Below are 25,395 nucleotides of genomic sequence, written 5' to 3' on the forward strand. Positions count from 1 at the left end.
GCCGGATCCCCGGGGTCGCGAGCGGGTAGGGGGTGGGCGGGTGCCGCGGGGCCGGCGGGTGGTGGTCCGGGTCGTGCTCGTCGTGGTCGTGCTCGCCGGGCTGGTCGCGGGGTGCGCGGGCGCCGGGGGACGGCCGTCCCCGCTGACCGGCGTGTCCGCGCCCGCGGGCGCGCCGGTGCTGGCGGTGAAGGTCGACAACTCGCCGGCCGGGCGGCCCTGGACCGGCGTCGAGGACGCGGACGTCGTCTACGTCGAGCCGGTCGAGGGCGGCACCACGCGCCTGCTCGCGGTCTTCTCGTCGCGGATGCCGGCGTCGGTGGGACCGGTGCGCAGCGCGCGGGAGTCCGACGTGACCGTGCTCGCCGCCTACGGACGCCCGGCGCTCGCCTTCTCCGGGTCGGCGCCCGAGCTCGCCGGCACGCTCGCCGGCGCCTCGCTCCTGCCGCTGACCCCCGCCACGGCGGGCGACGCCTTCCGCCGCGACGCCGGGCGGCGTGCGCCGGTCAACCTCTACGCCGACCCGGCCGCCCTGCTCTCCGCCGCCGGCGACGCCTCGCCCCCGCGCGACATCGGCTTCCGCTTCGGCGCGCTGCCCTCCGGCGGCGAGGTGGTGCGGCAGCGCGAGGTCACCTTCGGCTCCGCCGTGCTCGGCCTGACGTGGGACGCGGTCCGCGGGCGCTGGCTCGTCGAGCCCGGTGGCGGTGACCCCGCCGTCCCCGCGACCGGCGGCGAGCCGATCGGCGCGGCCACCGTCCTCGTCCAGCGGGTGACGACGCGCCCGTCGGCGATCCGCGACGCGGCGGGCGCCGTCTCCCCCTACGCGGTGACCACCGGCGAGGGCGACGCCGAGGTGCTGCGCGACGGCCGCGTGTTCCCCGCCCGCTGGTCCCGGCCCGCGCCCACCGACCCCACCGTCGTCGTCGGCCCCGACCGCCAGCCGGTCGCGTTCGCCCCGGGACCGGTCTGGGTCCTGCTCGTGCCGAGCGGTTGACGGCGGGGGCGGATCGGGTACACCCGCGGCATGGCTGCCGACGACAAGATCGACAACAAGTCCGACAAGCTCAAGGGCAAGGTCAAGGAGGCTGCCGGCACCGCCCAGGGCGACGAGGAGCTGCGCCACGAGGGCAAGGCCGACCAGACCAAGGGCGACATCAAGCAGGCCGGCGAGAAGATCAAGGACGCCTTCAAGAAGTAGCGTCCGCGTCGCGCTGACGGCCCCGGGGACCGCGGTCCCCGGGGCCGTCGTGCGTCAGGAGCCGCGTTCAGTAGCCGCGCGACTCGCGGCGGCCGGCGAAGGCGTAGACCGGCGTCCCGTCGTCGTCCCGCTGCGCGAGGCGGTGCACCGCGAAGACGTTGATGCCGGGGATCGAGCCCCCGAAGATGTCGCTGACCTTCTGGCGCGGGCCCTCCTCGACGAGCACCAGGAACTCCTCGGGCAGCGAGGCGCCCTCGGCGATCGTCAGGTCGTGGTCGCCCCGGCAGGGACCGTCGGCGAGTCGGATGCGCACCGACCCTCCCCTCGTCGTGATCGGCTGACCCGCGACATGGTGGCACGCCGCTCCCGACGGGACCGGATCGTCCGGGCCCGCCCTTTGCAGCTGTACTTGCACATGCAAGGATGATCGCCGCCGGTCATGCCCCCCGTGATCGGCACGGACCCGGTCGGTGTCCCCCCGCCGGCCGGGTCCCCCCTCCACCCCGTCGGGCGAGCCCGGTGTCACGCCCGCCGCGGGCCGTCCGGGGATTGGGGCGGCGCCGCAGCGGACACCCTCTTCGGGATCCCGAGCGACGATGAGAGCGACGCGTGCACAAGGACGAGGCGGCGGCCAGGCTCGCGCGACAGGCGTCGGATGCGCTCGCCGAGATGCTGGAGCACACGCGCGCCCACCCCGCCGACGCCGACCGCTTCGACTGGTCCAGCGACGCCCTCGACGAGCTCGCCCGCGCCGTCCTGACCATCGGCGAGATCGCCGACCGCGTCACCGCCCGCTCGCTCGTCGACCGCGACGATCCCGACGGTGTCGTCGACGCCGCCCGCGAGCTCGCCACGGTCATCGTCCGGCGCCGCAACTCCCTGCTCGCCGAGAACGCCGCCGCCCGCCTGCGCCGCTCGCGCATGGTGCCGGTGCGCCGGGCGGGCTGACCTCACCCTGCGGCGCCGCCCCCGAACCCGATCTCGTTGCCGTCGGGGTCGCGGAACACGACCTTGCGCACGCCGCCCGGGTAGTCCTCCTGCCGGTCCGGCGCCAGGCCCCGCTCGGCGGCGCCGGCGACGGTGGCGTCGAGGTCCTCGGGGAAGATCGTCACCTCGCCGTGCCCGGCGTGGTCCCCGTGCTGCTTGAGGTAGAGCCAGCGGTGCTCGCCGAGCTCCCACACCGCCTCGGTGTCCGACGGGAGGAACGACGGCTCGCGGCCGAGCAGGCGCTCGTACCAGGACCGCGAGGACCCGTAGTCGCGGGCGAAGAGGCCCGCGAAGAGGTCGGGGCCGGTCACGGCGCGCTCCCGGGGCCGGCGTCGCGGTCGAGGACGAGGTCCGCCATCGGTTGCTCCGTCCTACTCATCGGTCCTGTTCCAGGATCGCAAGGCGGCGGCGCCGTGTCCAGGGAGCGAGGCCGGGTCGGCGGCGGATCAGGTGACGCGGAAGACCGGCCAGCCGATCTCGGTGCGCCACGCCGCGGGGTCGCTGGCCTCGCGCGGGCCGACGAGGTAGCGCTCCCGCACCGGCCCGGCCACCGCCATCGCGTTCTCCACCACCCACGTCCCGAGCTCGCCGTAGGTGACCTCGGCGCCGTCGTGCTCGCCGACGTGCGTGGCGACGGCCAGTTCGGCGGCCGGCAGGGTCACCGGGTGCACCCGGCCGGTGCGCGGTGGCGCGGCGGTCGGCAGGTAGACGAGCGCGTGACCACGCTCCTGCTCGAACAGGGCGTTGTCGTAGCTGCCGCCCGCGGGCCCGGTCACGGCGTCGCCGACGGCCGCCTCCAGCTCGGCCATCGCGCCGGTGAACCAGGTCGGCATGTCACCGTGCCCGATCACGGCCTCGACCGCCGCGACCGTGCGGGCGGGCTCCGCCCGCAGCTCGACGTCGATCGGCGCGGGGTCGGGCCGGAGCAGGCGGCGCAGCGAGACGACCGCGGTCCGGGTGCGGTCGAGCTCGTCCTCGAGGCGTTGCAGGTGATCGGCGACCAGGGTCGCCCGGACCTCGGGGTCGGAGGTGCGCACGATCCGCTGCACGTCGTTCAGGGGGACGTCGAGCTCGCGGAGCCGGTGGATGACCTGCGCGGTCGGGATCTGGTCGACGCGGTAGTAGCGGTACCCGGTGCTCTGGTCCACCACGGCGGGCTCCAGCAGGGCCGCATCGTGGTACCGGCGCAGGGTGCGGACACTGAGCTGGGTCAGCCGCGAGAACTCCCCGATGGTCAACACGTCAGCATCCTCGACCCTCTCCCCGGGGGAGGGTCCACGACTTGACCCTCCCGCGTCGCGAGCCCGCACGGTGGACGCATGACACAGCACACCGACCTCCCGTCCGACACCCTCCCGGCCACCGTGCGCGACTTCCTCGCCGCCCACGTCGTCCGCGACGCCGACACCGCCTCGTCGTTCCTCACCGAGGACGCGGTGGTCGTCGACCAGGGCGAGACCGTCCGCGGCCGGGAGCAGGCCCACGCCTTCCTGCGCGACGCCGGGTCCGAGTTCGAGTACACGACCGAGCAGATCGGCGCCCGCCGCATCGACGACGCCCACGCGGTGGCCACCCTGCGGCTCGAGGGCACCTTCCCGGGCGGCGTCGCCGAGCTCGACTACCGGTTCACGTTGCGGGACGACTTCATCGCCGAGCTCGTCATCGCCAACCACGAGGACTGATCGTCGGGGCGAACGCGTCGCGATCGCCTCGACGATCGGCGGGCGCCGGATGCCGATCCCGCGCGTCCCGGGTGCACGCGGTGCACGCCGGGCGGAGGTGCAGGTCGCTCGGAGACCGGAACGCCGGGCCTCGCTCGTCCCGGCGTTCCGGTCACGCGGCGTAGAGCTCCCCGATGACGACCTTGGCCAGTTCGGTCGCGGGGGCGCGTCCGTCGACGGTCGGCGCATCGGTGGCCCACACGACGACGGTGATGTCGCGGCCGGGGTCGTGGCCCATGAACGAGTTGTAGCCGGGCAGCTCGCCGGTGTGCCCGTAGAGCGGGCCGTAACGAGCCAGGCCCATGCCGTAGCCCGAGGTCGCGGCCGTGTCCGCGGGGTCGACCGGGCGGACGCTCTCCAGGCGCTGGGCCTGGAGCTCCGGGGGCAGCAGGCCGCCGCCGGCCAGGGCGCGGACGAAGCGCACGAGGTCGTCGACGGTGGAGATCGCGGAACCCGCTGTCCACCCCCACGAGGGGTTGGCCGCGGTGACGTCGGTGGGTGCGAGCTGTCCGGAGCGAGCCCTCGCCTGGACGTCGTCCGGCAGGACCGAGGACTCGATGGTCTCGACGTTCGTGCCGTAGGTGTACCCGTGGGCGAACGGCGCGGGGATCGTGGCGTCGGCCGGGAGGGGCAACGAGGTCCCGCTCATGCCGAGCGGCGTGAACAGCCGGTCGCGGAACTCCTCCGACGCGGACCGTCCGCTCAGCTGCTCGATGACCAGCCCGAGCAGCACGATGTTGGTGTTCGAGTAGTTGAAGCCCTGGCCGGGCGGATAGAGCGGCGGCCGCGCGAAGCCCATCGCCAGCAGTTCTTCCGGGCGGTACACCCGGCCCGGGTCCGCGTCCTGGGCCTGGTTGAGCTCGAGCGCCTCCGTGTAGTTGTACAACCCGCTGCGCATCTCCAGCAGCTGCCGGATCGTGATCGCGCCACCGTTGGGCACCTCCGGCCGGTAGCGCGCGATCGGGTCGTCGAGCCCGAGGCGGCCCTCGGCCACGAGCTGGAGGATCACCGTCCCCGTCATCGGCTTGGTGTTGCTGCCGACGCGCACGTGGTCGGTCGGGGAGACGGGGTCGGCGGCGCCGTACGTGCGGCTGCCGTAGGTCATCGTCCAGTCGCCCTGCGGGGTCCGCACCGTGATCACGGAACCGGTCACCAGCATCTCGCGCGCCAGCGCCTCCAGCTGCGGACGCAGTGCCGTGGCGTACGCGGGCTCGGGGCCGGCGGGTGCACCGGACGGAGGGGCGGCCACGGCCGCCGGGGCGGCGCCCGCGGCCGGGGCGGGGCCCGCCGGCGCTGCGGAGGCCCCGCAACCGGCAGCCAGCAGAGCGGTGCACACCCCCAGAGCAGCCGTCGCGCGCAGGGTGGTGAGGGTCATCGTCGAGGCTCCAGGGGCTCGGGGTGCGCGAGCGGCACCGGCCCGTCGAGGCTCCGCTCGGGCGCCGGACCGGGACAAGCGACCCAGGTCGCCTCTCCCCGCGCGAGGCGACAGCCCGCGCCTGTCCCGGGCGGTCCTCGGTCGACGGCTGGACGGGTGCGGCCGGTCCGGGGCGGGTGGGGCGAGGGTGGTCACGGCCCGAAACGGACGACGTCCCGGTCCAGCGGCAGCTCGTTCGTGCGCGCCGACGCCGGGTTCGCCGGCCGGAACGGCAGCGCACCGGTGGGCTGCAGCCCCAGGTTGTCGTCCCACAGCCGCACCGGGACGTGCCCGAGCAGGGTGAAGGAGTCGAACGCGTACGGCCTGCTGTCGGCCGGGAAGTAGGTCGGCGTCGTCAGGATCTGGAAGTGCAGGTGCGGGGTGGTGGAGATCCCGCTGCTGCCGATCAGCCCCAGCTGTTGGCCACGCGTCACCCGGTCACCGACCCGGACCGCCACCGATCCCGGATCCATGTGCGCGTACAGCACATGGACCCCGTCGGAGACCTGCACGATGACGTGGTTGCCGACGGTCTCCCCGACGGTGGCCAGGTTCGTCGGGTTGGGGACCTCCGCGCTGTTGGCGAGCCCGTCCTGGGCGGCGACCACGGTGCCCGCCGTGGCCGAGAGGATGGGCTGGCGGTAGGACAGGTAGCTGTCGAGTCGCGACGGGTCGCCGACCCATGTCCGTTGCTGGTCGTCGAGCTTGTAGAAGTCGATGGCGTACCGGTTCGGGACCTCCAGCACCCCGTTGACCGGTTCCATGCCGCGGCGGTGGTGCGTGTCGTCGGCGCAGCAGCCCTCACTCATGTACCAGGTCCCCGCCGGCACCGGTGCACCCACGACGATCGGCCCCGCGGTGGCCGGATTCGTGCGGCCGAGCCGCATCCGGATCGGGGCGGGTGGTGCGCCGGGGGCCAGGACGGCGCCGCTCACGACGTGCTCGATCGTCGCCGGCACCGCGTTGCGCTGCGGGAAGACGACATCGACCCAGGCGACGTACGTCGTGGTCGGCGCGATGGTCACCGAGGTGTTGCCGGGACCCGGTTGGCTGACCCCTTCGGCCCCTTCGGCCTCGGCGCCGACCTGGAGCGGCGTGAGGTCGACCCTTCCCGTGGTGCCCGGCACCAGCGCCGAGGTGGCGGCGTCGTGCAGTTCGACCCCGTCCACGCGCACGGGGGCGGGGGCCACGTTGGTCAGGACGAGTTCGTAGGTCAGGTGCACCTTGCCGTCGGTCATCGCGACGGGCTCCGGCGTCGTGACGAACGAGGCCGACAGTTGGGTGACCTTCGCTCCCCTGTCGATGCCGCTCGCGAACGCGCCCGTCGGCGTGGCCTGCGCGGGAGCGGGTGTCGACGGGGCGGCCGCGCAGCCGGCGGCGAGCAGGGCGGTGCACAGTCCCAGGGCGGCCGTCGCCCGCAGCGTCGTGAGGGTCATCGGACGGGGCTCCAGACGCTCCGCGGCTCGGGCCCGAGCGGCGCCGGCCCCGTCGAGGCTCCGCCCGGCCCCGGGACCGGACAAGCGACCCAGGTCGTGTCCTGACCTGGTCGACGGCCCGCTGGGCCGGGTCGGCGCTGACGGAACGTCTGGACGGGTGCGGCCGTCGGGAGGCGACCGAGGTCTCTTGGACCAGCGCGCCGGTGCTGCGAGGCTGCCGTCGTGGACGGTCCGGCACGGGGGCGAGCTCCGCTGCGCGCCGCCCTCGCCCTGGTCGGCGTGCTGGTGGTGGTGCTGGGCTTCCTCGAGGTGGCCCTGGCGCTCGACGCGCCGGACACGGCGTGGTCGGCGGCGGCCTTCGTCGTGGTCGGCGTCCTCTACGCGGGGTGCGGGCTGGTGGCCTGGTCCCGCCGCCCGAGCAACCGGATGGGCCTGCTCATCGTGCTCGGCGGGGTGGCGATCATGGCTGCGGCCCTCGCCTCGACGGCGGACCCGGTGCTGGTCGCGCTGGGCACGGTCGTGGCCACCCTGCCCTTCGCCTCCGTGGTGCACCTGGTGCACGCGTTCCCCTCGGGCCGGCTCCGGAGCGTCCCGTCCCGGGTGCTCGTCGTGGCCTGTTATCTGGTGTCCCTCGTGCTGCAGGTGCCGCTGTGGGCGTTCTCCGCAGCACCTCCGCCCGGGGACCTGCTCCTCGTCGCCGATCGCCCGGATCTCGCCGCGCTCGGTGCCGCGGTCCAGTCGGCCGCGGGCGCGTCGGTACTGCTCGCCACGGCGGTCCTCCTCGCGGGCCGGCTGCGGCGGGCGACACCGGCTCAGCGGCGCGTGCTCGTCCCGCTCTACGCCTACGGGGTCCTCGCGGTGCCGCTGCTGCCCGTGCTCGCGGTGGTGGTGGGACCCCTGACCGGGATGTCCCTGGAGGTGGTGGGCCTGCTGCAGCTGATCGTGGTCGCCGGGGTCCCGGTCGCGTTCACCCTGGCCGTGCTGCGTGGTGGGTTCGCCCGGACCGCCGAGCTGGAGGAGCTGGGCGCCTGGCTCGCCGCCGACGAGGTCGGCCGCCCGGAGCTCACGGCCGCTCTGGCCCGCACCCTCGGCGACGACACCGTGCAGCTGGTGTTCCGCGTGCACGGGTCCGGCGACCACGCGGACCACGTCGACGCCGAGGGACGACCGGTCGTGGTGCCGCCCGTCGGCCACGGGCGGGCCGCGGCGGAGGTCGAGCTCGCGGGCCGGCCGGTCGGCGCGGTGCTCTACAACGCGCTCGTCGCCGACCCCGACGACGTCCGCAGCGCCGCGCAGGTGGTGGCCATCGCCGTCGACCACGAGCGCCTGACCGCCGAGCTGCGGGCCAGCCGCACGGCGCTCGACGAGTCCCGCGCACGCATCGTCGCCGCCGGGGACCGCGAGCGGCGCCGGATCGCGCAGGATCTCCACGACGGCCTGCAGGTGCGGCTGGTGGTGCTCGCGATGGAGGCCCAGATGGTGGCCGGCGAGGCCGGGGCGTGTCCCGCCGTCGCCGAGGCCGCCTCGGGCCTGCGCCGCGGGATCGATGAAGCCGCCGCGGAGCTCCGCGCCCTCGTGCACGCGGTCATGCCGGCCGCGCTCGTGCAGCGCGGGCTCGCCGCGGCCACCGAGGACCTCGTGGACCGGGTGGCGTTGCCGGTGCACCTGGAGTCGTCGGTCGTCGACGGCGTGCTGCCCGCCGTGGTCGAGAGCACCGCGTACTTCGTCGTGGCCGAGGCGCTCGCCAACGCCCTCAAGCACGCCGATGCGACCCGTCTCTGCGTGCGGCTGGTCGCCGACGTCGACGAGCTGACCGTGGAGGTCCGCGACGACGGGGTGGGTGGGGTCGTGCTGGGGGCGGGGACGGGGCTGCGGGGGCTCGCCGACCGGGTCGACGCCGCGGGGGGCGCCCTGCACGTCGAGAGCCCGCCCGGCGGGGGCACGCGGATCCGGGCGGTGCTGCCGTGCGCATCGTGATCGGCGAGGACGAGGCGCTCCTCCGGCGCGGCCTGGCCCACGTGCTCGAGCACGCGGGGCACGACGTGGTGGGCACCGCCGCGGACGGCACCGAACTGCTGCGCCACACCGAGGAACGCGGGCCCGACCTCGTCATCACCGACATCCGTATGCCTCCCACGCACACCGACGAGGGCCTGGTCGCCGCCCTGTCCATCCACCGCGACCACCCGGAGGTCGCGATCGTGGTGCTCTCCCAGCACGTGCAGCGACGTGCCGCCGTCGAGCTCCTGGACGTGCGGCCGACCCGGATCGGCTACCTGCTCAAGCAGCGCATCGCCGACATCGAGACGTTCTGCGACGACCTCGAGCGCGTGCGCGCCGGCGGCACCGTGCTCGACCCCGAGATCGTCGAGCTGATGCTCAACCGGGCCCGGCGCGACGACCGGGCTCTCGGCCGGCTCACCGCGCGCCAGCTCGAGGTGCTGACCCTGATGGCCGAGGGCCGGACGAACGCCGCGATCGCCCGCGCACTGACCATCACGGAGAAGGCCGTCGTCGGGCACGCCTCGCACATCTACGACCAGCTCGGCCTCGCGCCCGACGGCGACGACCACCGCCGCGTCCTCGCCGTGCTCCGCTACCTCCGCCGCTGAGCCGTCCCTCTCGAGCAGCTGGCGGACCGTGGGTCGCGGCGTCGTGCGGGCGTCGAGAGGGGACCTGGGTCCCTTGGGCCACCGGCCCGTGATCGTCACGCTGCTGCCGTGGACGAAGCGGCGGCCGGGACGATCGCGGCTGCGCTCCGGTGTCGAGGGGGAATCGTGGGTCGTGCGCTGTTGCTGCCCGTCGCGCTCGTGCTCGCCGTGGCGCTGATCGCCTGCTCGGGGGGCTCGGCATCCGCACCGTCGCCGGCGGCCGCTGCCACCTCCCCGGTGCCCTCGATCGGCACGTCCACCCTGCCCGCCGACGTGGTGGCGCAGATCGACCGCGCCGCCGGGGCCTCGCTGCGCGACGGCGTCACCGGCGCCATCGTCAGCGTCGTCGACCCGGCGCGCGGGACGCTGATCAAGGCGTACGGCACCGCCGACACGGCGGGCACGCCGATGACCCCCGACCTGCACTACCGCATCGCCAGCGTCAGCAAGACCTTCACCGCCGACGCCGTCCTGGAACTCGCTGGGCAGGGGCGGCTCGACCTGGACGCGCCGCTGTCGGACTTCGTGCCCGACGTGCCCAACGCGAGCACCATCCGCATCCGCGACCTGCTGGCCATGCGCGGCGGCGTCTTCGACTTCACCGCCGACCCCGGGTTCCTCGCCCGCTACACCGCCGACCCGACGCTGCCGGGCTGGACACCCCAGGACGTCGTGGGCATCGTCCGCGCGAACGCCGCCCAGGCCAAGCCGCCGAACACGGCCACGGTGTACTCGAACTCGGAGTTCGTCCTGCTCGGGCTGGTGCTCGAACGGGTCACCGGTCAGAGCGCCCAGCAGTACCTGACCGGGCTCATCGGGCGCTTCGGGCTGTCGCAGACCAGCTATCCGACGACGGACGCGTTGCCCTCCCCGTCCAGCCGCGGGTACATCGCGACCGGGGACCCGCAGACCCCGCCGCCCTACCGGGACGGCACGACGTCCAACCCGCAGGTGCCGTTCACCGCGGGCGCCCTGATCTCCACCGTGCCCGACCTCACCCGCTACGCCCCGATGCTGGCCGGCGGTCAGGGGCTGTCCCCGTCGGTCGCGGCCCAGCGCCAGACGTGGGGCCCGCTGACCACCTCCGGGCCGCGCGCGCAGTACGGGCTGGGCATCCTGCAGCTCGGGGACTGGGTCGGCCACAACGGCTCGATCTTCGGCTACAGCGATGCGATGTTCCACCTGCCGTCGCAGCGCGCCACCGTCGTCTTCATGGTCAACGCCGGCGACGGCGAGGCGGTGCCGGCGCAGGCGCTGTGGGGCGAGGTGGCCAGGTTGCTCTACCCCCAGAGCATCCCGACCTGGTGACCAGCGGTAGGAGTTCGCCTTCCGCAACGATCGTCGACCTTCGCGAGGACCGCGTGCCGTCGTCCGTCGGAGGCCGATGATCATGGCCTCTGGCCCGAGGGCGTCTCTGCGACTGTGGCGGCTTCGAAGGACCCCGAGGAGCGGGCGGTGGGGCTCGACCCCCCGATCACCCGCGGTCTACCGCTGAATAGAAGACGATCATGAACAGAGGGGCCGCAGCGTTGCTGCGACCCCTCTGAGCTGCCTCGACCGGCGCGCGCCCGAAGGGATTCGAACCCCTAACCTTCTGATCCGTAGTCAGATGCTCTATCCGTTGAGCTACGGGCGCATGTCTGTGGTTGTGACGCCTCGATCCTGTCCGGACCGCAGCCGCGGAGGCTCCGGGATTTGAACCCGGGAGGGAGCCGAACTCCCAACCGCATTAGCAGTGCGGCGCCATAGACCAGACTAGGCGAAGCCTCCCGAGGTCCCCCTGGGGCCTCCGTGCGGAAACAGTACACACCGCCCTCCACCGGGTTGCCCGCCACCCCCCGCTCGCTCGACACGTCGACGTGACGTGGTCGTGTCCGCGCGTGCGGCTACGGGCCGCGGGTAGCCCAGCGGACCCGCTGTGAGGAGGACCCGCCGTGAAGGCGACCCTGATCTACGGAGCCGGCGACATCCGTGTCGAGGAGGTGCCGGACCCGACGCTGCAGAACCCGACCGACGCGATCGTGCGCATCACGCACTCGTGCATCTGCGGCAGCGACCTGTGGCCCTACAAGAGCCGCGAGCAGACCGAGCAGGGCGACCGCATCGGCCACGAGTTCATCGGTGTGGTCGAGGAGACCGGCTCGGACGTGGGCCGCGTCCGGAAGGGCGACCTGGTCGTCGCGCCGTTCTACTACGCCGACGGCACCTGCGAGTACTGCCGGGCCGGTCTGACCAGCGCCTGCCCGAACGGCAACGCCTGGGGCGCCGAGACCGACGGCGGCCAGGGCGAGGCGGCCCGCGTGCCGTACGCCGACGCGTCGCTGATGACGGTGGACGTCCCGCACGACTCGGCGCTGATGCCGAGCCTGCTGACGCTCTCCGACGTCTTCGGCACGGGCCACCACGCCGCGGTGTCGGCGAGGGTCGAGCCCGGGAAGGACGTCGCGGTGATCGGCGACGGTGCCGTCGGGCTGCTCGCCGTGCTGGCCGCGAAGCGCCTCGGCGCCGAGCGGATCGTCCTCATGGGCCGGCACAAGGACCGCACCGACCTCGGACGCGAGTTCGGCGCCACCGACGTCGTCGCCGAGCGCGGCGAGGAGGGCGAGCAGAAGGTCCGGGACGTCCTCGGCACCGACGGCGTGCACTCGGCGATCGAGGCCGTGGGCTACGAGCAGTCGCTGACCTCGGCGATCAACCTCACCAAGCCCGGGGGCCATGTCGGCATCGTCGGCGTGCCGCAGAGCGGCGAGCTGCCGAACCTGGCGCAGAAGTTCATGAAGAACGTGACCGTCGCCGGCGGCATCGCCCCGACCCAGGCGAACATGGCCGAGCTGCTGCCCGACGTCCTCGACGGGCAGATCGAGCCGGGCAAGGTCTTCGACCGCACCATCCCGCTCGACGAGACCCCGGACGGCTACCGGGCGATGAACGACCGCGGGGCGCTCAAGGTGCTCGTCCGGCCCTGACCCCCCCTGGAGCGAGGGACGCCCTCGCTGCCTCCCACGCAGCGACGGCGTCCCTCGCCCGGGCTCAGGCCACGCGGGTGTAGGTGATCCCGCCGTCGACGTCGATCGAGCCGCCGTGCAGGAACGCGCCCTCGTCGGTGACCGCGAAGCGCACCGCGTAGGCGACGTCGACGGGACGAACAGGGCGCCCGGCGACCGTCGCCTTCGTCATGGCCTCGAGCACGTCGGCGGAGTCGGCGTTGCCGGGCGTCGCGGTCGCACCCGGGGCGACGGTGTTGACCCGCACCCCGCGCGGCCCGTACTCGGCGGACCACGTGCGCGTCATCTGCTCGACGGCGGCCTTGCTGGCGGTGTACGCGGCGCCCATCGGGATACCAACGCGGGACATCCACGACCCGATGTTGACGATCGCGCCCTCGCCACGCGCCGCCATGGACGGGGCGATCGCGGCGACGAGCAGGTGGGGCGCGCGGACGTTGGTGGCGAGGACCGCGTCGAGGTCGGTGTCGCCGAGCGCGTCGGTCGGGCCGACCGGGTAGACGCCGGCGTTGTTGACCAGCACGTCGACCCGGCCGCCGAGCAGCGACGTCGCCTCGGCGGCGAACGCGCGGACGCCGTCGGCGGGACCCGCGAGGTCGACGGTGAGCGCGTGCGCCCGGCCGCCGTGGGCGGCGATCGCGTCGACGACCCGCGCCGCGCGGGCGGCGTCGCGCCCGGTGACGAGGACCTCGGCGCCCGAGGCGGCGAGCACGCGGGCGACGGCTTCGCCGATGCCGCTGGTGGCCCCCGTGACGAGGGCGGTGCGGCCGGCGAGCCGGTGGTCGGTGGGGAGGGAACGGAGCACGTCATCGTTGGACTGCACGGTCCATTCGTAGCACGCTTTGGACCGCGTGGTCCATCTCGGCGTAGGATCGACCCCGTGGCCACGACGGAGAAGGGGCGGCGGACCCGCCAGCGGATCATCGAGGCGACCGGCGAGCAGATCCTCGCGGCGGGCATCGGCGGCACGACGCTCGAGACCGTCCGCGCGGCCACGCTGACCAGCAAGAGCCAGCTGTTCCACTACTTCCCCGGCGGCAAGACCGAGCTCGTGCGCGAGGTCGCCGTGTGGGAGGGCGAGCAGCTGCTGGCCGCGCAGGAGCCGGAGATCCACGATCTCGGCTCCTGGGGATCGTGGCGGCGGTGGCGCGACGGGCTCGTCGACTACTACCTGGGGCAGGGGCGCTGGGCCTGTCCCATCGGGTCGCTCGCCACCGAGGCCGCGGCCGCCGACCCCGACACCGCCTCGCTGATCACGACGTCGATGACGGCGTGGAAGGACGCGCTGGCGGCCGGGGTGCGGCGGATGCAGGAGGCCGGGGAGGTCGACCCGGACGCCGACGCGGACCTCCTCGCCACCGGGATGGTCGCCGCGCTCCAGGGCGGCATCGTGCTCAGCCAGCCCGAGCGGTCCGGCCGCCCGCTCGAGGCCGTCCTCGACCAGATCCTCGACCCGCTGTTGGTCCGGGCCACGGCGCGAGCGGGGAGTTCGCGCGCGTAGAGGCCGCGAGCAGCGCGTTCGCTGCTCACGGGACCACCTGCCACGCGGTGTCAGGTACGGCGCAGCAGCCGCAGCAGGGCCGGCGGGCGCCCGCCGTAGCCCTCGGCCTCGAAGGCGGCGACGGCGATGCGGGGCAGGTCGCGCACCGCGTCGAAGACCAGGAACCGCGGCACCCAGGCGGGCCCGAAGCGGGCGTTGAACCGGTAGAGCGTCTCGATCTGCCACCACCGCGACGCGGTGCGCAGGAGCCGCGCCCACAGCCGCGCCACCGGCCCGGCGCCGATCTTCTCCCCGCGTTCGAGCGCCGAGCGGAAGACGGCGAAGTTCAGCGACACCCGGTCGACGCCGAGGCCCCGGCAGGCGCCGAGGAGCTCGGCGATGAGCAGCTCGTTGAGCCCGTTCTCGGGCACCGTCGGGTCGCGGATCATGATGTCGAGCGAGAGCCCCTCGGTCCCCCAGGGCACGAACTGCAGCACGCCGCGCACCTCGCCCTCGGCGGTCGCGACGACGAGCACGGCCTCGGGGTCGGCGTCGCCGTCGGCCACCCGCGAGAGCGCCATCGAGAAGCCGCGCTCGGCCGGCCCGCCCCGCCAGCGGGCGACGAGGTCGCGCAGCGCCGCCAGCTCGTCGGCGGGCACGTCGCGCAGGCGGCGCACGGTGGTCTCGTAGCCCGCGCGCCTGATCCGGGACACGGCCTGGCGGACGGTGCGCATCGACCGTCCCTGCAGCGAGAACGTGGCGACGTCGACGACGGCCTCGTCCCCGAGCTCCAGCGCGTCGAGCCCGCCCTCGCGCAGCCACACCCGCGCGCCGGCCTCCGAGCAGCCGAGCACCGCGGGCACCCAGCCGTAGCGCCGGCACGTCGCGAGGAACTCGGTGATCGCGCCGGGCCAGGCCTCGAGGTCGCCGAGCGGGTCGCCCGACGCCAGCGCCACCCCGGCCACCACCCGGTACGCGACGGCCGCCTTGCCCGTCGGCGAGAACACCACCGACTTGTCCCGGCGCAGCGCGAAGTAGCCCAGCGAGTCGGCGCGGCCGTGGCGGGCGAGCAGCTCGCGGATGCGTGCCCCGTCCTCCTCGCTCAGCGCCGGGCGCGGCTCGACGGAGCGCAGCAGGAAGTAGCCGCCGAGCACCACCGCGGCGACGCCGAACGTCAGCCCGAGCACGGCGGTGAGGTCGTCGAACCACCCCGCCGCGAACCGCACGGGCCCGCTGACCCCGACCAGCGACAGCCCCGCGTGCGCGAGCCGGTCCTCCAGGGTCGGCGGCCCGACCAGCAGGGACGGGCGGACCAGGAGCAGCAGCAGGACGGTGGCGAAGCCGCCGACGAGCATCTGCACCACGACCCGCACCGCGGCGAGCGGGCCGACCGGGTCGGGCAGGGCGGTGAACTCGCGGCGGGTCAGCAGCAGGCCGACGAGCAGCACCGCGACCACGACCGTCGGCACCAGGGCGTGCCGCCCGACGACGTGCGACGCGATGAGCAGCACGCACGCCGCGACGGCGAGCTGCCACGCCCGGCGCTTGCGCCGCCGCAGGCCCGTGGCCAGCATCATCAGCCCGATGCCGAGGGTCGCGACGACGACGGTGCCGACGAGCGTGGCCTCCGGGGGCAGCCCGAACCAGGTGGCCGGCTGCAGGCGCTTGCGCAGCAGGGGCGTCAGGATCGACAGGACCGTGAGCAGGCCGGCGACGCGGGCGGCCCAGGTGACCACCCGCGCGACGCGACGCCCGCGGAACCGGGCGAAGCGGCCCTCGACGGCGGCCGTCGTGGGGCGATCGGCCCGCACACCCGACGTCATGTGCCCTCCGGTCGGGGTGAGCGGTGACCCGCCCACCAGCGCGCACTAGCGCAGGTGCGCATCCAACCAGTTCAGGACGCGGCTGCGCGCCTCCATCTTGGTCGCCTCCTCCGAGTTCCCCTCGTCCAGGGGATCCGGCTGCACGGCGGCCTGCTCGTCGGCGTCGAAGCGGTGCTCCCGCGACGGGTAGACGACGACGTCGACGACGCGGCCCGAGGCGTGGGCGGCCTCGCGCAGCCGGTCGACCTCGGTGGGGTCGACCGGGTCGCCGCGCTCGCCGTAGAGCCCGAGCCACGGGCAGGTCAGCTCGCCGACGACGTCGAGCAGCGCCGGCAGCCCCGCCGACAGGGGCTTCGCGACACCGGCCGCGGACACCGTGATGACCGCACCCAGCGAGCGCTGCGCGGCGACGACGAGCGCGGCGGTGGCGCCGAGGTCGAACCCGAGGACGGCCATGCGGTCGGAGGGGACGCCGCGGCCGGCGAGCACGCCGAAGGCGGCGTCGGAGTCCGCGAGGACCGACTCGCCGGTGATCGCGGCGGCGGCGCGGTCGACGGCCTCGGCGTCGCCGGTCTGCTCGTCGATGCCGGGGTCGTCGCGGTGGTAGAGGTGCGGGGCGACGGCGAGCCAGCCCTCCCCCGCGAGCGCCTCGACGATGGCCTGCGTGCGCGACGTGACGCCCCGCGACTCGTGCAGCACGACGACACCGCCGCGCACCGCACCGTCCGGCTCCCCGATCGTCACCCGCAGCTGCGTCTCGTCGACCAGCGGGATGGTCTCGGTGTGCAAGCCCGTCATGCGTTCAGCCTTCCACGTCGGCGGCCCGTCGGCCCGGGCGCCCGGTCGATCACCGCGGGCCGGACGGACGACGTCGACCGGCGTTTACCGTGGTGACCGTGCCCGTGCGCCTCCGAGACGACCTCGCCGCCCTGCCCACCTACGTCGCCGGTCGCACCGTGCCGGGGGCGGTCAAGCTCGCGAGCAACGAGATGCCGCTGCCGCCGCTGCCCGCGGTGCGCGCGGCGATCGAGCGCGCGGCCGAGGCCGGCAACCGCTATCCCGACATCGCCGTCACGACACTGACCGCGCGCCTGGCCGAGCACCACGGCGTCGACCCGGCGCGGATCGCGGTCGGCTGCGGGTCGGTGGCGCTGTGCGGCCAGCTCGTCCAGGCGATGTGCGCGCCCGGGGACGAGGTCGTGTTCGCGTGGCGGTCGTTCGAGGCCTACCCGATCGTCTCGCTCACCGGGCACGCGCAGGCCGTGACGGTGCCGCTGACCCCGGGCCACGTCCACGACCTCGACGCCATGGCCGACGCGATCACCCCGCGCACGCGCATCGTCTTCGTCTGCAACCCGAACAACCCGACCGGCACGGCCGTCGACGAGACCGCGCTGCGGGCCTTCCTCGCCCGCGTCCCGTCCGACGTGCTCGTGGTGCTCGACGAGGCCTACCGCGAGTTCGTCGCCGACCCCGCCGTCCCCGACGGCCTCGCGCTCGCCGCCGAGCACGACAACATCTGCGTGCTGCGGACCTTCTCGAAGGCCCACCGCCTCGCCGGCCTGCGCGTCGGCTACGCGGTCGGCCCGGCCGAGCTCGCGGCCGCGCTGCGCGGGGTCTCGGTGCCCTTCGCCGTGTCCGCGCCCGCGCAGGCCGCGGCACTCGCCGCGCTCGACCACCTCGACGAGCTGCTCGCCGACTGCGCCGGGGCGGTCGCCGAGGTGGCGCGGATGACCGAGGTGCTGCGCTCGCAGGGGTACGAGGTGCCGCCCTCGCAGGCCAACTTCGTCTGGCTGCCGCTGCGCGACCGCGCGCTGGCGTTCGCCGAGCACGCGCTGGAGAACAAGGTCGTCGTGCGGGCGTTCGACGGCTTCGGGGTGCGGGTCAGCGCGGGGACGGCCGAGGAGGTCGACCTGTTCCTCGCCGCGGCGGGCTCGTTCGGCGGCTGAACGGGCTGAGTGGGCTGAGTGGGCTGCGGGCGCCGGACCAGCCACCCGTGCGCCGGTCGCTCGACGAGGGCGGTCAGCGCCCAGCCCAGCAGGACCGCGCAGGCGACGACGAGCGCGAGGCGCCACCACGGGTGGTGGCCGGCGGTCGCCTCGAACGCCCAGGCGGCGAAGTAGCCGAGCTGCTGGTTGACGAGGTAGACGCCGTAGGAGATGCCGGCGAGCCAGGTGACGACGCGTGGCAGCGGGCCCACGCGCAGCACGCCCCAGTCGCGCCCGGCGGCCGCCGCGGCGATCCCGACCACGGCGAACCCGAGGGCGAGCACCGAGGGCAGGTCGGGCTCGTGCAGGTCCTCGGCGACGAGGCCGGCGACCACGAGCAGGACGAGGTGCGGCAGTCCCAGGCGTCCGCGCGACCACAGCCACACCGCGAGCCCGATCCCGAAGCACTGCCACCGGAACATCACCAGGCCGTGCAGCACCCGCGTCGCGAGCCCGTCGGGTGCCGCGAGCTCCATGACCAGGACCGGGACGACGACGCCGCCCCAGGCCACGAGCGGGAGCGTCCAGCGTCGGCGCCAGAACCCGCGCCCGAGGCCCGCGGCGGCCACCGCGGCGAGCGTGAACACGCCCAGCTGCGCGGGCAGCGTCCAGTACGAGTGGTCGAGGTACGGGATCGCCGGGTCCCAGGTCTGCAGCAGCAGGAGGTTCCCGATGAGGACGTCGCCGGTGGGCCGCGGGTAGCCGAAGTCCGCGGCCCACAGGGTCGCGAGGTAGGTGACGGTCACGGCGACGACGTAGGCGGGCAGGAGGCGCGCCAGCCGGTCGACCCACCAGCGCCCCGGCGGCCGCGTCGCCAGCGTCCGACACACGAAGAACGCCGAGACGACCATGAGCGTGTTCGCGCCGGCCTCGACGGCCCAGTCGAACGGCATGGGCGGCAGCCACGGCATGACGCCGATGACCGAGTGGGTGGCGTGCTGGACGACGACGCTCGTGACGGCGGCGACGCGCACGACGTCCCAGCTCAGCTGCCGTGTCCGACCCACGGGGCGCGATGCTGGGAGTGGATCCTGAGAGGGTGCTGTGACGACGCCACGGTGCGGCTGAGGTCAGCAGGTGTCCAGCTCACGCGCCGGCACACGACGGGTGATCTCCCGCACCTTGCCCTCCCGGCGCCCCTCGAGCAGGCGCACCGCGCCCAGGCAGAACTGCACCCACAGGCCCGCCTGCACCTCGCGGCCGACGACCAGCCGGCGGTAGAAGAGCTCGGCGGCGCGGTCGCCGGCCCGGGACCAGACCTCGATCTCGAAGTCGACGACGCCCGGCTCGACGTCGGACGCGCGGAACTCGATCTGGCCGGCCTCGAGGTGGCCCGCGAGCGTGCCGAAGCGGAACGACCGCTCGGTGCGCAGGATCACGCGCACCGGCCCGTCCCACGGCGCGGGCATGTAGACGCGGTACTCGTCACCGAGGAGCATCCGCCCGGGCTCGCCCCGCTCGCGCGCGAACGTCACGACGTGCGGCGGCGCGCCCGCGTCGAGGTCGCGGGAGAGGGTCTCGATCAGCTCGGCGGCGTCGTGGCGGGCGTCCACCGCCCGGACCGAGAACGTCCGGTGGAACAGCGGCCCGTGCCCGTGCGCGTAGGTCTTGGTCCGCTCGTCGACCAGCGCGAGGGGCCAGGGCGCCGGCAGGTCGGTGGCGCCGCCGCCGGTCCGTTCGCGCTCGATGATCCGCAGGGCCCGCAGGTGCCGGTTGGCCATGATCAGGGCACCCCAGCCGCGCCGGAGACGACCGAGCGGGGGGCGGCTCGAGAAGAGGCGTCGCATGACCATCCTCCGTGGGTAGCCGACCGGCGATGACAGCATGCCCCGGGCCGTCCGGCTCCGACCCGTCAGGTACCTGCCCAGCGAGGGAGACCACCGCGTGAGGTTCACGGCCCACCCCGATCCGGCGCGCGGGCTGCGCGAGATCGCCGAGTACAGGCTGAACTACGACCCGTCCGACACCGAGGGGCGCGGCTGGCACCACGACCGCGTCCGGCACCTGCTCGGCGACGAGGTGCCCGGCGAGCCGGTGGCCGACGGACCGTTCCGGCTGGCCTGCCGCCTCGTGCACGACTACGAGTTCGCCCACCCGAAGATCATGCGGGCGTACTTCCACGCCGACGCCCCGCTCGTGGGGCGGGACATGCTGCTCGAGGGCCGGTTCACGGTGCTGCGCTTCCCCATGGGGGTGCGGGTCGACGCCGAGGTGGACGAGGTCCGCGACCGGGCCGACGGCACCCGCGAGCGCTCCTGGGGCTGGAGCTACCGGACCCTCGAGCACCACCTGGAACGGGGCCGGCTGGTGTACGAGGTGATCAAGAACCTGGACACCGGCCGGGTCGAGTTCGTCATCACCGGGGTCTCCAGCCGCGCCGCCATCCCCAACCCGGTCGTCGCCCTGGGCTTCGGGGTGTTCGGGCGCTGGACGCAGACCCGGTTCTACCGCGCCGCGAGCAACCGCCTCGCCCGGCTCGTGGCCGAGGTCCACGCGGGCGCGCCGCGTCCGGAGCCCCGCCGGATCGGGCCCGGCGACGTCGTGGTGGCGCCGACGGGCTGACCGGGTCGAGGCCGGGACCTGACCCGAAGTCGGTGGTGTGCGACCGGCCCGGCGGGGCACCCTCTCCTCACCCACGACGTGCCGAGGTGATCGATGAGCGGCGACGAGGACCCGACCCCTCCGGCCGAGCCCGACGGCGAGCTGGCGCACGCCGTGGACGACGCCATGAAGAAGGAGGTCTGGCGCGCCCTCGCCCCGCAGTTCCAGCGCAACGCCTTCGAGAACCGGCGCGTCCGGCCGCCGCGCCACCGCGACGAGGTCCAGGAGATCCTCGACAGGCTGCGCGACGAGGACCCGGGCGAGGAGCGTCCCTAGGTCACGTCACCAGCCGACCTGGATCAGCCACAGGTGGCCGTCCGGGTCGGCGACGGTGCTCTGGTGGCCCCAGCCGGGGTCACCCGGCGCCACGACGACGGTGGCCCCGGCCGCGCGGGCCTGCTCGGTGAGGGCGTCGACCTCGGCCGGCGAGCCCACGATCCGGTTCAGCAGGCACTCGCTCGTCCCCCGCGGCGCGACCTCGTGGTCGGCCGTCACCCAGCCGAAGCCGCCGGTGGGGATGAGGACGAGCTCGACGTCCGCGCCGAGGCGGAACCGGAGCGGCTCGGGCACGCCGTCCTCGGCGGGCTCGCCGACGGCCTCCAGGTCGAACGCCGCGCGGTAGAAGTCGTGCGCGACCCGCCGGTCGGCGGTGGGCAGGGCGATCGCGAACGGCACGGCTCTCCTCCTCGGTCGCTCGGGCGGCGTCGTTGACCTCGACCTCGGTCGAGCTCCTAGCGTCGCGGCATGGCGACGAGCACACCAGAGCGCTACCGGGCGGTGGTCATCCCGCACGTCATGGTCGACGGCGCGAGGAGGGCCATGGCCTTCTACCGCGAGGCCTTCGGCGCGGAGGAGCTGTTCACGATCGACGCCCCCGACGGCACGGTGATCCACGCCGAGATGGCGATCGGGTCGTCGGTGTTCATGCTGGGCGACGCCGAGGCACCCTTCGCCCCGCCCGGTCCGGGTGGGAGCACCGTCGGCCTGCACGTCTACGTCCAGGACGTCGACGACCTCGCCGCCCGTGCGGCGCGGGCCGGGGCCGAGGTGCTCCAGGAGCCGACCGACATGTTCTACGGCGACCGGTCGGTCATGCTGCGCGACCCGTTCGGCCACGTGTGGGTGTTCCTCGCCCACCAGGAGGACCTGTCGACCGACGAGATCGTCGCCCGGGGACGCGCGCTCCTCGGTCAGCCGCCCGGCGCCTGACCTGCGGAAGCGGGGGGATTCGAACCCCCGGTCACTCTCGTGACGTCCGCTTTCAAGGCGGATGCAATCGGCCGCTCTGCCACGCTTCCGCGGGCCAGGGTAAGGGCCGGTCAGGAGTCGGCGCGCAGCTTGGTCACGACGCGCTCGAACACGTCGCCGATGACCTTGCGCTCGTGGTCGTCGAGCAGGTCGACGAAGTGCGCGCGCACGCCCTCGAGGTGGTCGGGCGCCGCGCGGCGCAGCACGTCGAAGCCGTGGTCGGTGAGGACGGCGAAGACCCCGCGGCCGTCGGAGGGACACAGCTCGCGGCGCACGAGGTCGTCGGCCTCGAGCCGCGAGACCTGGTGGGAGAGCCGCGACTTGGACGCGACGACCTCCTCGGCGAGCAGGCTCATCCGCATCCGGTGGTCCTGCTGCTCGGAGAGGCGCACCAGGATCTCGTAGTCGGCCAGCGAGAGCCCGTGCGCGTCCGACAGCTCGCGGTTGAGCCGGCCCGCGAGGAGGGCCTGGCCCACGATGTAGTTCCGCCACGCGTGCCACTCGACGGGGTCGAGCCAGCGCGGCTCATGCTCGGCCATCCCCGCAGGATAGTGCGGAACACGTACCCGTGGTACGGGACGCGGCGGACCGGCGCCACCCGCGCGTCGCCGCTAGCGTCGCGCCCCGTGTACGCGATCAGCATCCGCGAGCCCGGCGGTCCCGAGGTCCTCGAGTGGGTCGAGCACCCCGACCCGGAGCCCGGCGAGGGCGAGGTCGTCGTCGACGTCGTCGCCTCGGCCGTCAACCGCGCCGACGTCATGCAGCGCCAGGGCAACTACCCGCCGCCGCCCGGCGCGTCGGAGATCCCGGGGCTGGAGTGCTCGGGACGGATCTCGGCCCTGGGCGCCGGGGTGACGGGGTGGTCGGTCGGCGACGAGGTCTGCGCGCTGCTGGCCGGCGGGGGCTACGCCGAGAAGGTCGCGGTCCCGGCGGTCCAGCTGCTCCCGGTGCCCGACGGCGTGTCGCTGACCGACGCCGGCGGGCTCCCCGAGGTCGCGTGCACGGTGTGGTCGAACCTCGCCATGACCGGGCACCTGCGCGAGGGTGAGACGCTCCTCGTGCACGGCGGGTCGGGCGGCATCGGCACCCACGCGATCCAGGTGGGCAAGGCCCTGGGCGCGCGGGTGATCGCCACCGCGGGCTCGCCGGAGCGGCTGCAGGCCTGCCTGGACCTCGGCGCCGACCTCGCGATCGACTACCACGACGAGCTGCCCGACGAGGTCGCGAAGGCCACCGACGACCGCGGCGTCGACGTCATCCTCGACAACATGGGCGCCTCGATGCTGACGGCGAACCTCGCGTCGCTCGCGACCGGCGGGCGCCTCGTGATCATCGGGCTCATGGGCGGCGCGAAGACCGAGATCAACCTCGGCTCCATGCTCGGTCGGCGGCTCTCGATCAGCACCACCACCCTGCGCGGTCGGCCCGTCGAGGGCCCCGACGGCAAGGGCGTCATCGTCGCCGCCACGCGGGACGACCTCTGGCCGCTCGTGGGCCAGGGCCGCGTCCGCCCGGTGATCCACGAGTACCTCCCCGCCGCCGAGGCGTCCCGGGCGCACGAGGCGCTCGACGCGGGCGGGGTCGTCGGCAAGCTCGTGCTCGTCGTGCAGGACGAGGACGGGGTGCTGGGCGGCTGAGGCTGGACGCGCCGGTGGAGCGAAGGACTCCTCGGCGGCGCAGGACGCAGCGAGGGTCACCCTCGCTCCGGGCGCGTCACCGGGCCTGCGAGGAGCGAGGGTCGCGTTCGCTGCGTGGGACGCAGCGGACGTGACCTTCGCTGCGACACCCCGGGCACCCCGCTGCGACACCCCTGGCACCCCGCCGCGACACCCCAGGCACCCCGAGGCGCCCGGGCGCACCGCGGCGTCGGGGGCTCAGAGGCGGGCGAGGGCGCTGACGAGCGTGTCGATCTCGGCGCGGGTGGTGTAGTGCGCGAGGCCGACGCGGACGACGCCGCCGACCTCGGCCCCGCCCAGCACCTCGAGCGCGCCGGCGTCGCCGGTGTCGGTGAGCACGCAGACGCCGTGCTCCGCGACGCGCTCGGCGACCTCGCGGGCCGTGCGCCCGGCGACGGTGAAGGCGACGACCGGGATGCGGCGCGGGGGCTCGCCGATGACCATGACGCCGGGCAGGAAGCGCAGCTCGGAGACGAGGTAGGCGGTCAGCTCGTCCTGGTGGCTGCGCACCGAGCTCATGGAGGTCAGCACGCGGTCGCGGCGGGGGCCGGCGGCGTGGTCGTCGAGGTCGGCGAGGTAGTCGATCGACGCGACGAGCCCGGCGAGCAGGGCGTACGGGGCGTCGCCGACCTCGAGGCGCTCGGGCCCCTTCGCCGACGCGTCGAGGGAGGCCGCGGGCAGGCGGTCGAGCAGGTCGGGGTTGCGGAACACCAGCGCGCCCACCGGCGGCCCGCCCCACGCCGCCGCCGAGAGCACCATGACGTCGGCGCCCATCGTGTCGAGGTCCAGCGGCAGGAACGGCGCGGCCGCGCTCGCGTCGACGACCATCAGCGGCTCGACCCCGGCGCCCCGGTGCGGCAGGGCGTGGACCTTGCGCGCGATCGCGGCGACCTCGGTGCGCGTGCCGATCGCGGGGTCGGCCGCGGTGATGGCGACGACCCGGGTGCGCTCGCCCAGGAGCTCGTCGAACTGCCAGCTCGGCAGCTCGCAGGTCTCGACGTCGATCTCGGCGGTGCGCAGCCGCCCGCCCGCGCGCTGCGCCGCCCGCTCCCAGGGGGCCACGTTCGCGGTGTCGTCGAGGCGGGACACGACGACCTCGTCGCCGAGGTCCCAGTCGGCGCCCAGGGCGTCGGCAAGCCGCTCGAGCAGCGGGGCCGGCCCGGGACCGAGGACGACGCCCTTGGGGTCGGCGCCGACGAGGTCCGCGACCGCGCGCCGGGCGGCCTCGATGATGGCGCCGCCGCGCTGCGAGGCGGGGAACACGCCACCGGGCCGGGAGACGGGTGCACGGAGTGCCGAGGACACGGCCGTCGCCACCTGTTCGGGGACCTGCATGCCCGTCGGACCGTCCAGGTGCACCCATCCGTCACCCAGCGCAGGCACCAGCCCGCGGACCCGAGCGACGTCGAACGTCATGCCTTCGGAGGGTACGGAGCGACACGCGGGCCGACGACGGCGGTCAGCTCAGGTGACATCAGCGGGCGGTGGGCGGGCGCCGGACGAGCGCACGGCGCCGTCGCGTGGAGGATGGAGGCATGAGCGAGGCACCCGGGAACCGTCCCTCCGCGCCCACCCCCGGCGACCAGGTCATGATCGTCGGCCCGGACGGGCAGCCGGTCGGCACCGTGCGGGTCCCCGACGACGGCCAGGAGCCCGAGGCGCAGGCCGTCGACGGCACCCCGGCGCCGGCGGAGCGCCGCGAGGACCTCTCCGAGGCCGTCGAGGAGCCCGCGAAGGTCATGCGCATCGGCATGATGATCAAGCAGCTGCTCGAGGAGGTCCGCGAGACCGACCTCGACGACGCCAGCCGCGGGCGCCTGCGCGAGATCCAGACCTCGTCGCTGCGCGAGCTCGAGTCCGCGCTCGCGCCGGAGCTGCGCGAGGAGCTCGGCCGCCTCATCGAGCCGTTCTCCGCCGAGGAGGCGCCGACGGCGGGCGAGCTGCGCATCGCCCAGGCCCAGCTCGTCGGGTGGCTCGAGGGCCTGTTCCACGGCATCCAGACCGCGCTCGTCGCCCAGCAGATGGCGGCGAAGGTGCAGCTCGAGCAGATGCGCCGCGGGCTGCCCGCCGGGTCCGGGGCGTCCGCGGGCGGCGGTCAGGCCACCGGCCAGTACCTCTGACGGGCGCCGGGGCGAGAGGCGGCACGAGAGGCGGGCCACTGCGCGAGCCG

27 protein-coding genes, 3 tRNA genes and 1 pseudogene are annotated in these 25,395 nt (G+C 74.6%); 15 read left to right on the forward strand and 16 right to left on the reverse strand.

Translation table 11 applies throughout. From position 1 onward, the window contains the following. Positions 1–40: 40 nt before the first annotated feature. Both PH190_RS19220 and PH190_RS19225 read left to right on the forward strand, forming a co-directional pair. A complete protein-coding gene (locus PH190_RS19220; RefSeq protein ID WP_274233135.1) occupies positions 41–991 on the forward strand; it encodes a DUF3048 domain-containing protein in 951 nt (316 codons plus the stop codon). 30 nt (positions 992–1,021) lie between these two features. Beyond that, positions 1,022–1,195 (forward strand): CsbD family protein, encoded by a 174-nt coding sequence (locus PH190_RS19225; RefSeq protein ID WP_274233136.1) that lies wholly within the window; start codon positions 1,022–1,024, stop codon positions 1,193–1,195. Positions 1,196–1,262: 67 nt separating this feature from the next. Here the strand turns inward: PH190_RS19225 and PH190_RS19230 are convergent, their stop codons facing one another. Beyond that, on the reverse strand, positions 1,263–1,508 hold the full coding sequence (locus tag PH190_RS19230; protein WP_274233137.1) for a hypothetical protein: 246 nt from the start codon (positions 1,506–1,508) through the stop codon (positions 1,263–1,265). A gap of 296 nt (positions 1,509–1,804) precedes the next feature. Between PH190_RS19230 and PH190_RS19235 the strand changes: the two genes are divergently transcribed. Next, the gene (locus tag PH190_RS19235; protein ID WP_274233138.1) at positions 1,805–2,143 is read left to right on the forward strand and encodes a hypothetical protein; all 339 of its coding nucleotides are present in this window, start codon (positions 1,805–1,807) and stop codon (positions 2,141–2,143) included. Positions 2,144–2,145: 2 nt separating this feature from the next. Here the strand turns inward: PH190_RS19235 and PH190_RS19240 are convergent, their stop codons facing one another. Together PH190_RS19240 and PH190_RS19245 are read right to left on the reverse strand one after the other, a co-directional pair. Beyond that, positions 2,146–2,493 carry a VOC family protein gene (locus PH190_RS19240; protein WP_274233139.1) on the reverse strand — a complete coding sequence of 116 codons (348 nt, stop codon included), beginning with the start codon at positions 2,491–2,493 and terminating at the stop codon, positions 2,146–2,148. Between the two features lie 135 nt (positions 2,494–2,628). After that, a complete protein-coding gene (locus PH190_RS19245) occupies positions 2,629–3,423 on the reverse strand; it encodes a MerR family transcriptional regulator (RefSeq protein WP_274233140.1) in 795 nt (264 codons plus the stop codon). Between the two features lie 78 nt (positions 3,424–3,501). Here PH190_RS19245 and PH190_RS19250 point away from each other — a divergent pair, with 78 nt between their 5' ends. Further along, positions 3,502–3,864, forward strand: a complete 363-nt coding sequence (locus PH190_RS19250) for a nuclear transport factor 2 family protein (protein WP_274233141.1) — start codon at positions 3,502–3,504, stop codon at positions 3,862–3,864. A gap of 151 nt (positions 3,865–4,015) precedes the next feature. Here PH190_RS19250 and PH190_RS19255 read toward each other — a convergent pair whose 3' ends face one another. Together PH190_RS19255 and PH190_RS19260 are read right to left on the reverse strand one after the other, a co-directional pair. Next, entirely contained in the window at positions 4,016–5,278 is a 1,263-nt protein-coding gene (locus PH190_RS19255; protein ID WP_274233142.1) for a serine hydrolase domain-containing protein, read from the reverse strand. 191 nt (positions 5,279–5,469) lie between these two features. Beyond that, complete coding sequence (locus PH190_RS19260) at positions 5,470–6,753, reverse strand: M23 family metallopeptidase (protein ID WP_274233143.1); 1,284 nt, start codon at positions 6,751–6,753, stop codon at positions 5,470–5,472. A 222-nt stretch (positions 6,754–6,975) separates the two neighbouring features. Here PH190_RS19260 and PH190_RS19265 point away from each other — a divergent pair, with 222 nt between their 5' ends. The 3 genes from PH190_RS19265 to PH190_RS19275 all read left to right on the forward strand — a co-directional run bounded on the left by PH190_RS19265 (position 6,976) and on the right by PH190_RS19275 (position 10,712). After that, positions 6,976–8,730, forward strand: coding sequence for a histidine kinase (locus PH190_RS19265; RefSeq protein ID WP_274233144.1), 1,755 nt, complete (start codon positions 6,976–6,978; stop codon positions 8,728–8,730). Continuing rightward, positions 8,718–9,365, forward strand: coding sequence for a response regulator (locus tag PH190_RS19270; RefSeq protein ID WP_274233145.1), 648 nt, complete (start codon positions 8,718–8,720; stop codon positions 9,363–9,365). Before PH190_RS19265 ends, PH190_RS19270 begins: the two co-directional genes overlap by 13 nt. 165 nt (positions 9,366–9,530) lie before the next feature. Beyond that, positions 9,531–10,712, forward strand: a complete 1,182-nt coding sequence (locus PH190_RS19275) for a serine hydrolase domain-containing protein (RefSeq protein ID WP_274233146.1) — start codon at positions 9,531–9,533, stop codon at positions 10,710–10,712. 255 nt (positions 10,713–10,967) lie between these two features. On the opposite strand, the gene PH190_RS19280 is transcribed toward PH190_RS19275, so the two are convergent. Next, positions 10,968–11,040 (reverse strand) — tRNA-Arg (locus PH190_RS19280). 44 nt (positions 11,041–11,084) lie between these two features. Beyond that, positions 11,085–11,174: transfer RNA gene (locus tag PH190_RS19285), tRNA-Ser, on the reverse strand. 164 nt (positions 11,175–11,338) lie between these two features. Here PH190_RS19285 and PH190_RS19290 point away from each other — a divergent pair. Beyond that, positions 11,339–12,370 carry a zinc-dependent alcohol dehydrogenase family protein gene (locus PH190_RS19290; RefSeq protein ID WP_274233147.1) on the forward strand — a complete coding sequence of 344 codons (1,032 nt, stop codon included), beginning with the start codon at positions 11,339–11,341 and terminating at the stop codon, positions 12,368–12,370. A 64-nt stretch (positions 12,371–12,434) separates the two neighbouring features. Here PH190_RS19290 and PH190_RS19295 read toward each other — a convergent pair whose 3' ends face one another. Further along, positions 12,435–13,232, reverse strand: a complete 798-nt coding sequence (locus tag PH190_RS19295) for an SDR family NAD(P)-dependent oxidoreductase (protein WP_274233148.1) — start codon at positions 13,230–13,232, stop codon at positions 12,435–12,437. 57 nt (positions 13,233–13,289) lie between these two features. On the opposite strand from PH190_RS19295, the gene PH190_RS19300 reads away from it, so the two are divergent. After that, complete coding sequence (locus tag PH190_RS19300; protein ID WP_274233149.1) at positions 13,290–13,910, forward strand: TetR/AcrR family transcriptional regulator; 621 nt, start codon at positions 13,290–13,292, stop codon at positions 13,908–13,910. Positions 13,911–13,960: 50 nt separating this feature from the next. Here the strand turns inward: PH190_RS19300 and PH190_RS19305 are convergent, their stop codons facing one another. Further along, a complete protein-coding gene (locus PH190_RS19305; protein ID WP_274233150.1) occupies positions 13,961–15,712 on the reverse strand; it encodes a phosphatidylglycerol lysyltransferase domain-containing protein in 1,752 nt (583 codons plus the stop codon). Positions 15,713–15,757: 45 nt separating this feature from the next. Beyond that, the gene (locus tag PH190_RS19310) at positions 15,758–16,510 is read right to left on the reverse strand and encodes a dienelactone hydrolase family protein (RefSeq protein ID WP_274233151.1); all 753 of its coding nucleotides are present in this window, start codon (positions 16,508–16,510) and stop codon (positions 15,758–15,760) included. A 98-nt stretch (positions 16,511–16,608) separates the two neighbouring features. Here PH190_RS19310 and hisC point away from each other — a divergent pair, with 98 nt between their 5' ends. Beyond that, complete coding sequence (gene hisC, locus PH190_RS19315) at positions 16,609–17,661, forward strand: histidinol-phosphate transaminase (RefSeq protein ID WP_274233152.1); 1,053 nt, start codon at positions 16,609–16,611, stop codon at positions 17,659–17,661. An 83-nt stretch (positions 17,662–17,744) separates the two neighbouring features. Here hisC and PH190_RS19320 read toward each other — a convergent pair. Together PH190_RS19320 and PH190_RS19325 are read right to left on the reverse strand one after the other, a co-directional pair. Next, positions 17,745–18,707 (reverse strand): annotated as a pseudogene (locus PH190_RS19320) (acyltransferase family protein); the annotation flags it as partial. 63 nt (positions 18,708–18,770) lie between these two features. Next, a complete protein-coding gene (locus tag PH190_RS19325; protein WP_274233153.1) occupies positions 18,771–19,487 on the reverse strand; it encodes a DUF1990 family protein in 717 nt (238 codons plus the stop codon). A gap of 97 nt (positions 19,488–19,584) precedes the next feature. On the opposite strand from PH190_RS19325, the gene PH190_RS19330 reads away from it, so the two are divergent. Together PH190_RS19330 and PH190_RS19335 are read left to right on the forward strand one after the other, a co-directional pair. After that, a complete protein-coding gene (locus PH190_RS19330) occupies positions 19,585–20,262 on the forward strand; it encodes a DUF1990 family protein (RefSeq protein WP_274233154.1) in 678 nt (225 codons plus the stop codon). A gap of 93 nt (positions 20,263–20,355) precedes the next feature. Continuing rightward, complete coding sequence (locus tag PH190_RS19335) at positions 20,356–20,577, forward strand: hypothetical protein (protein WP_274233155.1); 222 nt, start codon at positions 20,356–20,358, stop codon at positions 20,575–20,577. A 6-nt stretch (positions 20,578–20,583) separates the two neighbouring features. Here the strand turns inward: PH190_RS19335 and PH190_RS19340 are convergent, their stop codons facing one another. Further along, positions 20,584–20,976: a VOC family protein gene (locus PH190_RS19340; RefSeq protein ID WP_274233156.1), complete on the reverse strand. Its 393-nt coding sequence runs from the start codon at positions 20,974–20,976 to the stop codon at positions 20,584–20,586. A gap of 69 nt (positions 20,977–21,045) precedes the next feature. On the opposite strand from PH190_RS19340, the gene PH190_RS19345 reads away from it, so the two are divergent. After that, positions 21,046–21,510 (forward strand): VOC family protein, encoded by a 465-nt coding sequence (locus PH190_RS19345; protein ID WP_274233157.1) that lies wholly within the window; start codon positions 21,046–21,048, stop codon positions 21,508–21,510. Between the two features lie 4 nt (positions 21,511–21,514). On the opposite strand, the gene PH190_RS19350 is transcribed toward PH190_RS19345, so the two are convergent. Continuing rightward, positions 21,515–21,599, reverse strand: a tRNA-Ser gene (locus PH190_RS19350). A gap of 21 nt (positions 21,600–21,620) precedes the next feature. Continuing rightward, positions 21,621–22,088, reverse strand: coding sequence for a MarR family winged helix-turn-helix transcriptional regulator (locus PH190_RS19355; protein ID WP_274233158.1), 468 nt, complete (start codon positions 22,086–22,088; stop codon positions 21,621–21,623). Positions 22,089–22,175: 87 nt separating this feature from the next. Here PH190_RS19355 and PH190_RS19360 point away from each other — a divergent pair, with 87 nt between their 5' ends. Further along, the gene (locus PH190_RS19360; protein ID WP_274233159.1) at positions 22,176–23,186 is read left to right on the forward strand and encodes an NAD(P)H-quinone oxidoreductase; all 1,011 of its coding nucleotides are present in this window, start codon (positions 22,176–22,178) and stop codon (positions 23,184–23,186) included. 237 nt (positions 23,187–23,423) lie between these two features. On the opposite strand, the gene PH190_RS19365 is transcribed toward PH190_RS19360, so the two are convergent. Then, positions 23,424–24,641 (reverse strand): cysteine desulfurase-like protein, encoded by a 1,218-nt coding sequence (locus tag PH190_RS19365; protein ID WP_274233160.1) that lies wholly within the window; start codon positions 24,639–24,641, stop codon positions 23,424–23,426. A gap of 119 nt (positions 24,642–24,760) precedes the next feature. Between PH190_RS19365 and PH190_RS19370 the strand changes: the two genes are divergently transcribed. Next, complete coding sequence (locus PH190_RS19370) at positions 24,761–25,345, forward strand: bacterial proteasome activator family protein (protein WP_274233161.1); 585 nt, start codon at positions 24,761–24,763, stop codon at positions 25,343–25,345. Positions 25,346–25,395: the final 50 nt, after the last annotated feature.

The sequence above is a fragment of the Actinomycetospora straminea genome (assembly GCF_028737255.1).
Taxonomy (GTDB): Bacteria; Actinomycetota; Actinomycetes; order Mycobacteriales; family Pseudonocardiaceae; genus Actinomycetospora; species Actinomycetospora straminea.